Source organism: Agrobacterium tumefaciens, assembly GCF_013318015.2.
Taxonomy (GTDB): Bacteria; Pseudomonadota; Alphaproteobacteria; order Rhizobiales; family Rhizobiaceae; genus Agrobacterium; species Agrobacterium tumefaciens.
On record NZ_CP115841.1, the window covers coordinates 57,410 to 71,724 of the forward strand.

Here is a 14,315-nt window from a genome sequence, read left to right on the forward strand (position 1 = left end):
AGCAGGGGAGGGGTTATTCAGCAGGGCGACGGAGGATCGTTGCGCATCGCAAAAAACGATGCTGGCCTGAACGACCGAGGAGTTTGAAAACATATGACCGTACCGGATCGAGACAAACAAAGCGGTTTGCGGGACGAAGTACTCGCTGGCGAATATGTGCTGGGTGCCTTGCCACCGGAAAGCATGGCGGAGCTTGCAAAACGCGTCAAACGCGACCGCCAGTTTGCGGCCATGGTCAGGCGCTGGCGGGACAATCTGGCGGAAACCGAATATCGCGAAAGAGCGGGCGTTGCAGCCCTGCTTGACAGGGATCCGCTTCGCTCCGGTCTGCCATTCAAGGGCCAGCCGCTTCGCAATGGCAGCATATTCGCCGCAATGCTTCTGGAGGTGTGGAATTCCGTGCGTTTCTGGCGGCTTCTGGCATTGACGGCGATGCTGTGGACCGCCGTCCTGCTTTTCACCATCGCCTGAAGGCGATGGTCTTTTAGAGCGAGACCGTTCGTACGATCTCGGCGCGCAGGCTATCCAGCCCGAAGGATTTTTCCGACGAGGTAGCGAGAACTTCCGGATAGGCGGCGGGACGCTTGCGGATTTTCTCCAGCGTTTCACTGATCACCCGGGGAACGCCAACGTCCTTGATCTTGTCCGTCTTCGTCAGCACGACCTGATAGGACACGGCCGCCTTGTCGAGCAGGCCAAGAACCTCCTCGTCGTTCTTTTTTATTCCGTGGCGGGAATCGATCAGCACGTAGACGCGTTTTAGCGTCGCACGTCCACGCAGGTAATCGAAGACGAGCTTCGTCCAGGCATCGACATGGTCCTTCGGCGCCTGCGCATAGCCGTAACCCGGCATATCGACCAGCGCCATCGGCGGCAGGTCGCCCGGCTCACCGGAATAACCCTCAGGAACGAAGTAGTTCAGTTCCTGCGTGCGTCCGGGTGTGTTGGAGGTGCGGGCAAGGCCTTTGTGGCCCACCAGCGCATTGATGAGCGAAGACTTGCCGACATTCGAACGTCCGGCGAAGGCAATCTCCGGCGGGCCTTCGGGCGGCAGGAATTTCATCGCGGGAACGCCGCGAATGAATATCCAGGGTCGCCCGAAGAGGGGCTTTTCGGTTGCCGGGCCGGTTTCACTCATTTCGATTGCACCGGCTTTCGCTTGAATAGCCCTTTGAGATTATCGAACAGTTCGATCTTGGCACCGTGACGCTTCATGATGAGGGCCTGCTGCGAGATCGACAGCGTGTTGTTCCATGCCCAGTAGATAACCAGACCGGCGGGGAACGAAGCCAGCATGAAGGTGAAGATCAGCGGCATCCAGGTGAAGATCATCGCCTGTGTCGGATCGGGTGGGGTCGGGTTCATGCGCATCTGCAGGAACATCGTGATGCCCATGACGAGCGGCCAGACGCCGATCATCAGGAAGTGCGGCACGTCGTAGGGCAGGAGGCCGAACAGGTTGAAAAGCGAGGTCGGATCGGGAGCGGAAAGGTCGTGAATCCAGCCGAAGAACGGTGCATGCCGCATTTCGATGGTGACGTAGATGACCTTGTAGAGCGCGAAGAAGACCGGAATCTGCAGCAGCATCGGCCAGCAGCCGGCAACCGGATTGATCTTCTCTTCCTTGTAGAGCTGCATCATCGCCTGCTGCATGGCCATGCGGTCATCGCCATGCTTGGCCTTCAGCTCTTCCATCTTCGGCTGCATGCGCTTCATGTTCGCCATGGATGCATATTGCTTGCTGGCGAGCGGGAAGAAGAGAGCCTTGACGACGATGGTGGTCAGCAGGATGGCCACACCGAAGTTGCCAAAATAACGGAAGAAGAAATCCATCATTTTGAACATCGGCTTGGTGATGAAGTAGAACCAGCCCCAGTCGATCAACAGGTCGAACTTCGGAATGGAATATTCGGTTTCATAGCGGTCAACCAGCGGCACTTCCTTGGCACCGGCGAAGACAAGGCTCTTCAGTTCGATGGACTGGCCGGGTTCGACCGTCATCGTGTCGCTCTTGAAATCGGCCTGGTAGCTCGGCTGATTGCCCTTGATGTGCGAGTAACGCGTTTCGAACGGCGTCATCTGCGGCGGCACAATGGCAGCGGCCCAATATTTGTCGGTGATGCCGAGCCAGCCGCCGGTCGCCTTGGCAATCGTTACCGGGGTTTCTTCGACATCCTTGTATTTTTCTTCCGTCAGGCTGCCGTCTTTGCCCGAGACGCCGAGGAAGCCTTCATGGATGACGAAAACGGGCGGTATTGCCGGCTTGTTGTTGCGCGTCACGCGGCCGTAGGTGGCAAAGGAGACGGGCGCCTGCCCGGGGTTCTCGACCTTGTCGTTGACCGTGATCATGTAATGCTGGTCGATCGAAACGGTACGGGAGAAAACGACGCCATTCTGGTTGGTATACTTCAGGGTAACCGGTGTGGTCTCCGTCAGCTTGTCGCCGCTTGCGAGTGTCCACACGGTCGCAGGACCGGGAACGCTGCCGGCATCGGCACCGCCAACGTAACCGAGTTCGGTGAAGTAGCCGTCCTTGGTGTCGGAAGGCGAAAACAGCGTGATGATCGGGCTCGAGTCATCGACGGTCTCATGGTAGCCCTTGAGCCGGATGTCATCGAAGCGGGCGCCGGTCAGATTGATCGAGCCGGCGATGGCGTTGGTGTCGATGGCGACACGCTGGCTTTTTGCAATCGCCTCTTCACGCGTCGCCGTGGCGGCGGCCTGCGTGGAGGAGGCAGGCGGTGCGCCGTCGACGGTCACGCCGGGTGCGGCACCCGGTGCCGGTTGTTGCTGCGTCGTCTGCTGCTGCGCCTGGCGGGCCTCTTCGGCGCGGCGCTGCTGCTCGATGCGCGGATTCATGTAAAGGAATTGCCAGGCGAGGACGATGACAACCGAAAGGGCTATCGCGATGAAGTAATTGCGGTTCTTTTCCATCATTCTTTCCTGGAGCGGGTGTCCTGGGACCGTTTCGGTTTCGCCGTTCCTTCAATTCGCTCGGTAAGGAGAGACTGAAGTTTCGGGAAGGCCGTCTCGAGCACGTCCCTGCGGGCGACAATCACATAGTCATGGCCGGGCTTCATTGCGAATCCGGCAGAAAGCCTGACGGCTTCCTTGAGACGGCGGCGCATGCGATTTCGCTCGACCGCGTTGCCTTGTCTTTTCGTTACGGTGAAACCGACCCGAGGTTCGGTTTCCGGGGTTTTCCTGTCGAGAACCTCCAGAAGAAAGGTGCCTCCCCGACGCTTTTCCCCCGTCTGCACGGCAAGAAAATCCGACCGGTTTTTAAGCCGGCCGGGCAGTTTTTTTGTCTTGCTCATGTGCCCGCGACTTTCATCGGGCCACAGAGACGGCAATTAAGCCGACAGACTTGCGCGGCCGCGCGCACGGCGGGCTGCGAGAACTTTGCGACCGCCGGCAGTAGCCATACGGGCCCGGAAACCATGACGACGCTTGCGAACAAGCTTGGATGGCTGGAATGTACGCTTCGACATTTATTTAATACCGCGGTGTGCGGCCCTTCTTGAATTTGCACTATTTGCAAGAGCGTTTCGTTTTTTGCACGGCTAACCCCGCCTGGGCGAGCTTTTAATGGCCGAGCGTGCGCGGCTTATAAGGGCATAGGCCGAGCAAAGTCAATTGCCGAAGGGGTTTTCGCGCTTCACCTTTTGCGGAAGCGCCATGAAATCGGCTTCGCTCACGGGCGCTGCGGGCGCATTCCGATCGCACGATCGGTAAATTCTGAAATTCTTTCTTAAGGCGGCATTGATAAATGTTGTGATGGGAAAAGTTATGCCAGCTTCCCATTTTCCATCGTGCGGCTGGCTTTTGGGGGAACGAAATTGAGAATTCGCGGTCGTATCAATCTTCTTGTCGGGCTTATGAGCCTTGTGGCCTGCACCATCGGTGGCCTGTCCATATATGCGGTCAGCGAGTTTCAGGTGCGCACGGTCGGATACGAAAAGGCAGCGGAGCGCGCCTATAAGGGTGAAGCGCTGAACCGGCTTGTGACTGCGGTCGTCATGGAGGCGCGCGGGGTCTACGCTGCGCCCGATATCGAAAAGGCGGCACCTTTTGCTGATGGCATCGTCAAGAACCTCGACGCCATGGAGAAGCTGATCGCAACCTGGACCCCTCTCGTTCCGGCAGAACAGAAGGCGGCCTTCGACAATCTCTCCAGTCGCTTCAAGGAATTCAAGGCCTTCCGTCTGGAAACGGCGCGGCTTGCCCGCGAGGCCGGCCCGCAGGCCGCCAACCAGCAGGGTAACAACGACGCGAACCGGGCCAACCGCAAAGCCTATCAGGCGGAAATCGATGCTGTCGTGAAGAATGACATCGCCGGGCTTGAAGCCGTCAAGGCGGGCATCGACGGGTTTGTAACGACGACCTTCTGGCTGGTCATCATCGTCACCGGCAGCGGCATATTGGCCGGCGCGGCGTTCGGCCTCTACATCGGAGCGCGGCAGCTGAGCGCGCCCATCCGCAAGGTTTCGGAAGTGATGAATGCCGTTGCGGACGGAAATCTGGATGCGGACGTGCCCTATCTCGGCCGGACCGACGAAATCGGCGAAATGGCAGCGGCAGTCGAAGTCTTCAAGAAGAACGGTCGTGAAGTGCGCCGCATGAATGCGCAGGAAACCGCCATGCGTGCCAAGAGCGATGATCTGCAGGCCGGCATGGCCGTTGTCGTCGACGCTGCGGCCCAGGGCGATTTCAGCCGCCGCATCAACAAGGATTACGGCGACGAAAACCTCAATCGTTTCGCTGCGACGATCAATGCCCTGCTCACCGGCGTGGACAATGGTGTTTCCGAGACCAGCCGCGTCATCGAAGGTCTGGCGCGGGGCGATCTGACGGAAAAGATGGATGGCGAGTTCCGCGGCGTCTTCGCCGAGCTCCAGACCAATGTCAACGAGACGCTGGCCAAGCTGCGGGAGACGATGCGGGAAGTGCGCAGCAGCACGGAAGGCATCAGCGGCAATGCGAACGAATTGCGTTCGGCGGCCGACGACCTTTCGAAGCGGACGGAACAGCAGGCTGCGGCACTGGAGGAAACCTCCGCCGCCCTCGACGAAATCACCGCGGTCGTTCGCAATTCCACGGATCGGGCTCAGGAAGCCAGCACCATGGTTGCCGAGACCAAGCAGAAGACGGCAGAATCCGCCAATGTCGTGCGCGATGCCGTCTCCGCCATGGATCGGATCGAGCATGCCTCGCGGGAAATCAGCCAGATCATCAATGTCATTGACGAGATCGCCTTTCAGACCAACCTCCTGGCGCTGAACGCCGGCGTTGAGGCCGCGCGTGCGGGTGAGGCGGGCAAGGGCTTCGCTGTCGTCGCACAGGAAGTGCGTGAACTGGCGCAACGCTCCGCGACGGCTGCGAAGGACATCAAGGCGCTGATCACCAAGTCCGGCGAAGAGGTCGGTCGCGGTGTGTCGCTGGTGCAGAGAACCGGCAGCGCGCTGGGCGAGATCGAGACCCGCGTTCTGGCTATCAACGAACATATCCATTCGATCGCCACGGCGGCGCGGGAACAGTCGACCGGCCTGCATGAGGTGAATACCGCCATCAACCAGATGGATCAGGTGACGCAGCGCAATGCCGCAATGGTCGAGGAAACCTCGGCCGCAACCCACAAGCTGAGCGGTGAGGCGGGCCATCTCGTCACGCTGGTGTCGCGCTTCAAGGTCGGCGTAGAGGATGGTCAGATCCGGTCTCGCGCAGAACAGCCGATGCGGCCAGTGGCGGTGTCCGGAAGGGCAGCGGCCGTGGCCTCTCCGGCACGTAAATTGATGAGCAGCGTCAGCCGCGCTCTCAACGCCCAACCAGCCGCTGCTGTAGCGAACGGGGACTGGCAGGAGTTCTAAGCCATTCCGCCTGCGGTTTCGCTTGAGACCGGTTCTAAGTCAAACGCCGCCCTCCCGGGCGGCGTTTTGTTTTTCAGGCGATGGAAACGTTTGTTTTGCAACGCATTTGAAAAATATCTGTTAGGTCCTATTATCGTGCTTGCATATAAACCGAGCCGTTCCACCGAAGCGGCGGCGCGCATACAGGATCAGGGCCCGGTGTTTTCTAAAGGCGTAGACAGCTTGGACGGCACGGAAGACAATCCGGTGCACTGCATGCCGGGATTGACCGGGGGGCTTTCCGGGCGCCTGCTGTTGCTCACCGTTATTTTCGTGATGATTGCGGAAGTGCTGATCTTCGTGCCTTCGGTCGCCAATATGCGCCTTTCATGGCTGCGGGACCGTCTGAACACGGCGGCAGCAGCCGGCGCGGTGATCGATGGCTTGCAGGCCGAATTGCCGCGGAGCGTGCAGAACGACACGCTGATGGCCACCGGAGCGAAGCTGATTGCGCTGCGCAAGGATGGCACATCGCGCCTGCTTGCCGTGGCGGAAACGCCACCCGGGGTCGATGAGCAATATGATCTTTCCGATGTCTCGCAACTGGCAGCGGTGCGGGATGCCTTCTCCACATTGCTGTTTGGCGGCAATCGCGTCATCCGCGTTTTCGATGTGGTCGGAGACAGCGACACCATCATTGAACTCGTGCTGGGTGAAAACAAACTACGGGCGGCGATGCTGGCTTATGCCCGCAATGTTTTCCTGATCTCCATCGTCCTGTCGCTTGTCACCGCCGGTCTCATCTTCGTTTCCATCAACCGCATCATGATCCGGCCCATACGTCGCCTGACGCTCGGCATGCAGCGTTTTTCCGAGGAACCGGGCAATCCCGAGCGGATTTTCGTGCCGGAGGAGGGAAGCGACGAGCTGTCCGTCGCGGGCCGTCACCTGGCCGACATGCAGACGGAGTTGCAGAAAACCCTGCGGCAACAGAAAAACCTCGTGGATCTCGGTCTGGCGGTTTCGAAGATCAACCACGACATGCGCAATATCCTGTCATCCGCACAGCTTATGTCGGACCGGCTGGTGGACGCCAAGGATCCGATGGTCAGGAGCTTTGCGCCGAAACTGCTGCGCACGATCGACCGCGCCGTGGCCTATACAACCGAGGTTCTGGCCTACGGGCAGGCGACGGAGGGCGCGCCGAAACGCAAGACGGTGCAGTTAAGTCTTCTGGTGCGGGATGTGCGTGACATTCTGGCGCTTGATCCGGAAAGCGGCATCGAGTTTCACGATAGCGTGCCGCCCGATCTCACCGTCGATGCGGATGCCGAGCAGCTTTTCCGGGTGATCCACAATCTCTGTCGCAACGCCGTTCAGGCACTGCAATCCGACACGGCGAACGCGTCGCCTCGGCATCTGTCGATTGCAGCCCAGAGGGCCGGCAACGTCGTCAGCATCGTGATAGACGACAACGGGCCGGGAATGCCGCGCAAGGCGAAAGAGAACCTGTTTTCCGCCTTCAGGGGATCGGCCCGCTCCGGCGGCACCGGTCTCGGCCTCGTCATTGCGCGGGAACTTGTGCTTGCCCATGGTGGCACGATAGCGCTTGTCGAAAAACCCGGTCCCGGCACGCAGTTTCGCATCGAGATCGCCGACCGCGCCGCCTCCGTACACGCCGCTCGAACCGCCTGATGACTTCGCCTGAACAAGGTCCTGCACAATCGCCGCACCTCCCGGAATATGCGCCCCATATGGCCACTCAAAAAAGCCCTTGATGGAATTTCTAGTATAATCAATAAGATACATGAATTGCTGCGGAAAAATGACAATTTCGAAACGAAATCGCTTGCAATCGGAATGAGGACGTTTTAGAGGATCGCCACGCCACCGGAAATGACCGGAACGGCACGCACCCGTAGCTCAGCTGGATAGAGCACCAGACTACGAATCTGGGGGTCAGGAGTTCGAATCTCTTCGGGTGCGCCATTTCTCTTCCCACAAAAATACTATGATACGGCCTTTACTCAAGGCTTTTAGTCATGCCGATAGAATATCGGCACCGTTGGCATATACGTAAAACCCACGTGGCCGAACAGATTCCGAATTTTCCTTATATGTGCTAAAGTTCCGGGGTCATCAGCTGACCGCAGGGTGAAAGCCATGTTGGAAACGGACAAGGTTTTTTCCGGCTCTATCCCGGAAAACTACGACCGCTATATGGTGCCGTTGATTTTCGAGCCATTCGCCCGCGATCTGGCACGGCGGGCGGCGGCGTTGACGCCAATCAATGTTCTGGAAATCGCCGCAGGTACCGGGGTTGTCACGCGTGAACTGGCACCAGGATTACCGCCCGCGGCAAACTATGTCGTGACAGACCTCAACCAGCCGATGCTCGACTTTGCGGCGTCGCGCCAGGTGCCCAACAATCGCATACAGTGGCGCCAAGCCGACGCTCAGGCGCTGCCGTTCGAAAATGCTGCTTTCGATCTCGTTATCTGCCAGTTCGGTGCGATGTTTTTTCCCGACCGCCCGTCTGCCTATCGCGAAGCGAAGAGGGTGCTGAAGCCCGGCGGCCATTATTTATTCAACGTATGGGACCGCATCGAGGAGAATCATCTCGCGAATGAGGTGACGAACGCCCTCGCAAGCCTGTTTCCCGACGATCCGCCGCGCTTCATGCTCCGCACCCCGCACGGCTACCACGATACGACATTGATTCGTGGTGAGCTGGAAAGTGCCGGCTTCTCTCGGGTGGTGATCGAGACGATAGCGGCGCAAAGCCGTGCATCGTCACCACGCATTCCTGCCGTCGCCTATTGTCAGGGAACCGTTCTCCGGACCGAAATCGAAGCCAGAGCGCCGGGAAAACTTGAAGCCGCGACGGACTGCGCCGCATCCGCCATTGAAGCGCGCTATGGCAGCGACGAAGTCGTCACCAAAATTCAGGCTCATGTGATTCTTGCAGCCGTTTAGAAACCGGGCCCGCGAGGCTCGCAGGGCCGGTGAACAAGCGTCGAGCTCGGATAGTCGAACTGCCCCCTGATATTAGCGGTTTTTTGTGAAGGTCGGCATCGCAAGGCATGGCGATGAGCCGGGATTGCCGGGCTTTTCAGTGTCACGGAACTTTCTGCAAACCTTCGTCATATTGTCATACAATATAAGCATATGCGCTCCAGAAAAGGAGCGCAGAATGACGCCACAATCACTTGAACTTTCGGGTATCGGAAAAGGCTTTGGAGCTGACGATGTTCTGAAAGAGATCGATCTTTCCATCCGTCCCGGAGAATTTTTGTCCCTCGTCGGCATGTCCGGCTGCGGCAAGTCAACGCTGCTGCGCATCATCGCGGGGCTGGAAACGCCGGATCGCGGTTCGGTCACGATCGGCGGTCAGGATGTGACGGAGATCGATCCAAGTGACCGCAATCTGGCGATGGTGTTTCAATCCTACGCGCTTTATCCGCATATGAGCGTGCGCCAGAACATTGCGACGCCGCTTCGGATGCGACGTCTGCCGCTTGCTGCACGCTTGCCACTGATCGGAAGATTTGCGGCGCCTGCCGAAACTTTGCGCCAGATCGATGCTGCCGTCGAACAGGCGGCCGAGACTCTGCAGATCGCGCATCTGCTGGACCGCAAGCCGGCCCAGCTTTCAGGCGGCCAGCGCCAGCGCGTGGCTCTGGCCCGGGCACTGGTGCGCTCGCCTGCCGCATTCCTCATGGACGAACCACTCTCCAACCTAGATGCAAAGCTTCGCGCCCACATGCGCGAGGAGCTTGCCGGGCTCCACCGGCGGTTGGGCGCGACGTTTATCTACGTCACCCATGACCAGATCGAAGCGATGACAATGTCGGACCGCATAGCGCTGATGTCGGAAGGTCGTATCGAGCAACTGGGCACGCCGGACGAGCTTTACCGGAAACCGGCGACACTGACGGTTGCGCGCTTCATTGGCACGCCGTCGATCAACCTGCTGCCGGTGGAAATCCATGCTGAAGGTAAGGTCACGGCTTTCGGCCGCGATCTTGGCGTCGAGGCCTCTGGTCGTGATGCCGGCCCGGCGACGCTTGGCCTTCGCGCCGAGGATCTGCGCCCGGGTGCCGAAGGCTTCGCGGTGCGGGTGACCCGCAGCGAAACCCATGGCGCGGACCGTTTCGTGAACTGCCGTCTTCTGAGCGACGAGACAGTCGCCATTACCCTGCGTCAGGCCGCAGGCGAGGTGTTGGGCGCCGATGAGAACGGCGTGATGAACCTCGGCTTTGCGCCGGAGCGCGTGCATCTTTTTGCCGCAGACGGCCTGCGTCGCAAGACGACGGTGCGTGAAATGGTGCCGGCATGACGGCGGTTGATTTTTCCTCGGCCACGCGCGCAAAGCCTCGCCCGCGCCTCTCGAAGGCGGACCGGCGGATGATCTGGCGTGGCCTGATGTTCGCGGCACCGGCAAGTCTGCTGCTTTTGGCGATCTATATCGTTCCCATATTCGTTCTGGCCGGTTTTTCCCTCACAGATTACAAGCTCGGCGCACTCTCCACCCGCTTTGTGGGTCTCGACAATTTCGTGAAGGCTTTCCATGACCCGGTCTTCCTGCGCGCGCTGGCGAATACGGCCATTTATGCGGTCATCGTCATTCCCTTCGGCGTTTTCCTGGCGCTCGGCGTGGCTTTGCTCGTTTATAATCGCAAGCGCAGCCGTGCCTTCTGGGAAGTCGCTTATTTCCTGCCCGTCACCGCAACGCTCGTCGCCATGGCGACCGTGTGGCAATTTCTGCTGCATCCTTCGCTTGGCCCGGTGAATGCGGCGATCAAGTGGTTCGGCTTCGAGCCCGTCGCGTTCCTCTCCAACCCGGTCCTGCTCATTCCCACCATGGCGCTGATGGGTGTCTGGCAGGTTCTGGGCTTCAACATGGTGCTGTTCCTCGCCGGCCTCACCGCCATTTCGAAGGATCTGCACGAGGCATCGAGACTGGACGGCGCGAAAAACCCGATCGACCGGTTCCTGACGGTGACTTGGCCAATGCTGGGGCCGACGACGATGTTCGTGGTGGTCACCACCTCGATCTCGGCCTTCAAGGTGTTTGAGACGGTTGCCGTGCTGACCAAGGGCCGCTTCGGTTCCGAAACCCTGCTTTTCGATCTCTATCTTGAAGGGTTCGAATATTCCAACACCGGTTATGCCGCTGCGCTGACGGTGATCTTCCTCGCTATCGTGTTGATCCTCTCGATCGGCCAGACGCTGCATATGGACCGGAAGGTGCACTACTGATGGCCGCGCTCCGCAAATACTTCCCGCATCTCGTGCTGGCACTCGGCGCTTTCGTGATGCTCCTGCCGTTCTACTGGATGATGTTGACGTCGATCCGCTCGCCTGCGGAAATATTCGACGTCTCGCTCTGGCCGATCCCGGCGAAATTCGATGCCGTCGAAAACTATACCCGCGCAGCGAGCCAGGTGCCGATGGCACGTTTCATGCTGAACGGCGTCATCGTCTGCGTCGGCATCCTCGCCGTGCAGGTCCTGACATCGGTGCCGGCGGCCTATGCGCTGGCGAAGCTCAGGTTTCCGGGTCGCAAGCTGCTGCTGGGTCTCATCATCGCGGCACTCTGCGTGCCAATTCAGGCACTTGCCCTGCCGCTTTTCGTCGGTCTGGCGAAGACGGAACTGCTGAACACCTATTTCGCGATGATGATGCCGTTCTTCCTGTCGGTCTTCGCCATCTTCCTGTTCAACCAGTCCTTCCGCAGCTACCCGGATGAAATCATCGAAGCGGCCCGCATGGATGGTTTTTCGGAAATGGAGATTTGTTGGGGACTGGTGCTGCGCGGCTCGCTGCCTTCGCTCGCGGCTTTCTCGATCTTCTCGCTCGTCGCCCACTGGAACGACCTTTATTGGCCGATGATCGTGGTCTCCGACACCAATCTCGCCCCGCCGCCGCTCGGCATGATGCTTTTTGCGGATGTCGAATCCGGCGCCAATTACGGTGCCCTGATGGCGGGCGCAACACTGATTACCGCGCCAATGGTGCTGTGCTTCCTCCTCGCACGGCGGCATTTCATCGCCGGTATTACCATGACCGGCGTCAAGTGACGTCGTTCGAACTCCTCCTCCCAACCCATTTTGGAGAATGACATGAAAATCAACCGACGCGCTCTGATGGGCGGTCTGGCACTCGGCGTGGCCTTTGCAGGCCTCGCAACGCCGGTTCTTGCCAACGAAATCACGCTGAACGTTCTCTACAACCTGCCGGGTTTCACGAAATTCCATCAGCCGCTGGCCGATGAATTCATGAAGAAGAACCCGGATGTGAAGATCAACTTCCTCGCTCCGGCCGCAGGCTACAATGAAGGCCAGCAGCAGGTCTTGCGCTCCGCCGTCACCGGCAATCTGCCCGATGTTTATTTCTCGGGTTACAACCTGACGGCGGAACTGGTGCACACGCTCGCACCGCGCAACCAGATCACAGATCTTAGCCCCTTCATCCAGGCTGAAGGCGGTCAGGCCTTCCTCGACAAGAACTACAGCCCGAAGATGGCAGCTCTCGGCCAGATCGACGGCAAGCAGTACGGCCTGCCGGTCAACGCTTCCTCGCCGATCATCTACATCAACTCCGACCTCGTCACCAAGGCTGGCGGCGACCCGGACAAGATGCCGACGACCTTCCCGGAGCTGATCGCTCTCGCCAAGAAGATCAAGGCACTCGACCCGAAGTTTGCGGGTATGAGCTACGACATCAATGGCTGGCCGGATGACTGGTTGTGGCAGGCGCTTGTTTTCGAACAGGGCGGCAAGCTCGTTGACGAAAAGACCAAGACCGTTGCGTTCGACAACGAGATCGGCCTCAACGCCCTGAAGATGACCCGCCAGTTCGTCACCGAAGGTGGCCAGAACCTGCTCGACTGGGACCAGTCGCGCCAGCAGTTCGGTGCAGGCCTTACCGGCTTCATCTTCTCGACGCCCGCTCACGTTCAGACAATCCAGGGTCTGGTTGGCGATCGCTTCAAACTGAAGACGGCAACCTTCCCGCTCGACAACAAGGAAAAGGGCGGCGTGCCGACCGGCGGCAACTCTGCCGTTATACTGACGCAGGAAAAAGCCAAGCAGGATGCTGCCTGGAAGTACCTGAAGTGGATCACCGGCCCCGAGGCGCAGAACACCATCGTGCGCATCACCGGCTACCTGCCGACCAACAAGCTGGCAACCGGCGCTGACTTCCTGGCTCCTTATTACGCCGAGAACCCGAATGTGAAGACAGCTTCGCTGCAGGCTGATCGTTCTCTGCCGTGGGCCGGTTATCCCGGTGGCGATTCCGTCCGCATCTGGCGCACCCAGCGCGATATCATCGGCACCGTCATGCGCGGTGAAGTGTCGCCGGAAGCTGGTCTCAAGCAGATCGTCGAGCAGACCAACGCCCTGCTGAAGTAAGCGATACCATCGAAAAGGCTGCGGGAACCACATTCCCGCAGCCATTTTATGCAGAGAGACCGACAATGAAGATCATCCAGATTACAGACACCCATCTTTTACCGCCAGGCATCGCGATAAACGGCGTGGATCCCGAGAAGCAGTTGCGCGCGGCGATATCAGATATCGTCGAAAAACACGCAGACGCCGACCTTCTGGTGATGACGGGCGATCTTTGCAATTACGGCGAGCCGGAGGCCTATGAACTCCTTCGCGACATTTTGGCGTCCGTGTCCTTGCCCGTGCGGCTGATGCTCGGCAATCACGACCGCCGTCCGGAATTCGTGGCGGCCTTTCCCGAACAGCCACGGGATGAAAACGGCTATATCCAGTCCTTTATCGATACCGAATTCGGCCGGCTGCTGTTTCTCGACAGCCACGAGGCCGATGTCATCGGCGGCATGTACGGTGCGGATCGCCTGACATGGCTGGACAAGGCGCTTGAAGGCGCTGGCGACCTTCCCGTGACGGTTTTCGTTCACCACCCGCCAATGGATTGCGGTATCCGGCATTTCGAAAACATCGGCATGCATGATGACGGCGCGGTTATGCAGCGTCTAGGCAGACATCCGGCCGGCGTGCGCCATATTGTTTTTGGCCATATCCACGTTCCGATGGCGGGCACCAGCGCCGAAGGCATCGCCTATAGTTCCGGCCAGGCCTGCGCGCATCGCTTCATCACCGATATCGAGGTTGTCGATCCCCTGTGGACCGGCGGCAACCCCTGTTACCGGGTGATCAGCCTCGGTACATTCGGCATGCGTGCCTATGATGTAGAAGTAGGGCAGGTCGTGCTGGGTCAGGCCTCCGCATGCGAAGGCCCCTGATTGCGGGCAATAGCTGAGGCAACCCTCCGGTATGGAATGAGGCGATCCATACGCCTCATCAGCGGTTGCGGTCGGCTGCGATGCTGCGATGGCCCTGCAGCCTGTCGCGCCGATGCGCCACTTGCGGTCTGTCGATCAGATTTGATGGATCAAAGCCATGGTCCCGTTCACACCCTTGATCTATG

At 59.3% G+C, this 14,315-nt stretch carries 13 protein-coding genes and 1 tRNA gene; 10 read left to right on the top strand and 4 right to left on the bottom strand.

Going from position 1 to position 14,315, the window contains the following annotated elements:
* Window positions 1-93: 93 nt before the first annotated feature.
* Window positions 94-471 (top strand): hypothetical protein, encoded by a 378-nt coding sequence (locus tag G6L97_RS00285; RefSeq protein ID WP_003514836.1) that lies wholly within the window; start codon window positions 94-96, stop codon window positions 469-471.
* A gap of 13 nt (window positions 472-484) precedes the next feature.
* Here the strand turns inward: G6L97_RS00285 and yihA are convergent, their stop codons facing one another.
* The 4 genes from yihA to rpmH are packed head-to-tail and all read right to left on the bottom strand — an operon-like array spanning window position 485 to window position 3,491.
* Entirely contained in the window at window positions 485-1,138 is a 654-nt protein-coding gene (yihA, locus tag G6L97_RS00290) for a ribosome biogenesis GTP-binding protein YihA/YsxC (RefSeq protein WP_174002587.1), read from the bottom strand.
* Window positions 1,135-2,934: a membrane protein insertase YidC gene (gene yidC / locus G6L97_RS00295; protein ID WP_003514840.1), complete on the bottom strand. Its 1,800-nt coding sequence runs from the start codon at window positions 2,932-2,934 to the stop codon at window positions 1,135-1,137. The genes yihA and yidC overlap by 4 nt, the downstream gene beginning before the upstream one ends.
* A complete protein-coding gene (rnpA, locus tag G6L97_RS00300; protein ID WP_003514841.1) occupies window positions 2,934-3,317 on the bottom strand; it encodes a ribonuclease P protein component in 384 nt (127 codons plus the stop codon). The genes yidC and rnpA overlap by 1 nt, the downstream gene beginning before the upstream one ends.
* A 36-nt stretch (window positions 3,318-3,353) precedes the next feature.
* Window positions 3,354-3,491, bottom strand: coding sequence for a 50S ribosomal protein L34 (rpmH, locus tag G6L97_RS00305; RefSeq protein ID WP_013635393.1), 138 nt, complete (start codon window positions 3,489-3,491; stop codon window positions 3,354-3,356).
* A 348-nt stretch (window positions 3,492-3,839) separates the two neighbouring features.
* On the opposite strand from rpmH, the gene G6L97_RS00310 reads away from it, so the two are divergent.
* The 9 genes from G6L97_RS00310 (at window position 3,840) to G6L97_RS00350 (ending at window position 14,130) form a co-directional block, all read left to right on the top strand.
* Window positions 3,840-5,867, top strand: a complete 2,028-nt coding sequence (locus G6L97_RS00310; protein WP_003514848.1) for a methyl-accepting chemotaxis protein — start codon at window positions 3,840-3,842, stop codon at window positions 5,865-5,867.
* Window positions 5,868-6,122: 255 nt separating this feature from the next.
* Window positions 6,123-7,541 carry a sensor histidine kinase gene (locus G6L97_RS00315; RefSeq protein ID WP_034501842.1) on the top strand — a complete coding sequence of 473 codons (1,419 nt, stop codon included), beginning with the start codon at window positions 6,123-6,125 and terminating at the stop codon, window positions 7,539-7,541.
* A 217-nt stretch (window positions 7,542-7,758) separates the two neighbouring features.
* A tRNA-Arg gene (locus tag G6L97_RS00320) sits at window positions 7,759-7,835 on the top strand.
* A 174-nt stretch (window positions 7,836-8,009) separates the two neighbouring features.
* Complete coding sequence (locus G6L97_RS00325) at window positions 8,010-8,822, top strand: class I SAM-dependent methyltransferase (protein ID WP_111782843.1); 813 nt, start codon at window positions 8,010-8,012, stop codon at window positions 8,820-8,822.
* A 217-nt stretch (window positions 8,823-9,039) separates the two neighbouring features.
* The gene (locus G6L97_RS00330) at window positions 9,040-10,185 is read left to right on the top strand and encodes an ABC transporter ATP-binding protein (protein ID WP_162686713.1); all 1,146 of its coding nucleotides are present in this window, start codon (window positions 9,040-9,042) and stop codon (window positions 10,183-10,185) included.
* Window positions 10,182-11,108 (top strand): carbohydrate ABC transporter permease, encoded by a 927-nt coding sequence (locus G6L97_RS00335; RefSeq protein ID WP_111782842.1) that lies wholly within the window; start codon window positions 10,182-10,184, stop codon window positions 11,106-11,108. The genes G6L97_RS00330 and G6L97_RS00335 overlap by 4 nt, the downstream gene beginning before the upstream one ends.
* On the top strand, window positions 11,108-11,929 hold the full coding sequence (locus tag G6L97_RS00340; protein WP_111782841.1) for a carbohydrate ABC transporter permease: 822 nt from the start codon (window positions 11,108-11,110) through the stop codon (window positions 11,927-11,929). The genes G6L97_RS00335 and G6L97_RS00340 overlap by 1 nt, the downstream gene beginning before the upstream one ends.
* A gap of 42 nt (window positions 11,930-11,971) precedes the next feature.
* The gene (locus G6L97_RS00345; RefSeq protein WP_025592292.1) at window positions 11,972-13,264 is read left to right on the top strand and encodes an ABC transporter substrate-binding protein; all 1,293 of its coding nucleotides are present in this window, start codon (window positions 11,972-11,974) and stop codon (window positions 13,262-13,264) included.
* 65 nt (window positions 13,265-13,329) lie between these two features.
* Window positions 13,330-14,130, top strand: a complete 801-nt coding sequence (locus tag G6L97_RS00350) for a phosphodiesterase (protein ID WP_025592294.1) — start codon at window positions 13,330-13,332, stop codon at window positions 14,128-14,130.
* The last annotated feature ends 185 nt before the right edge of the window (window positions 14,131-14,315 follow it).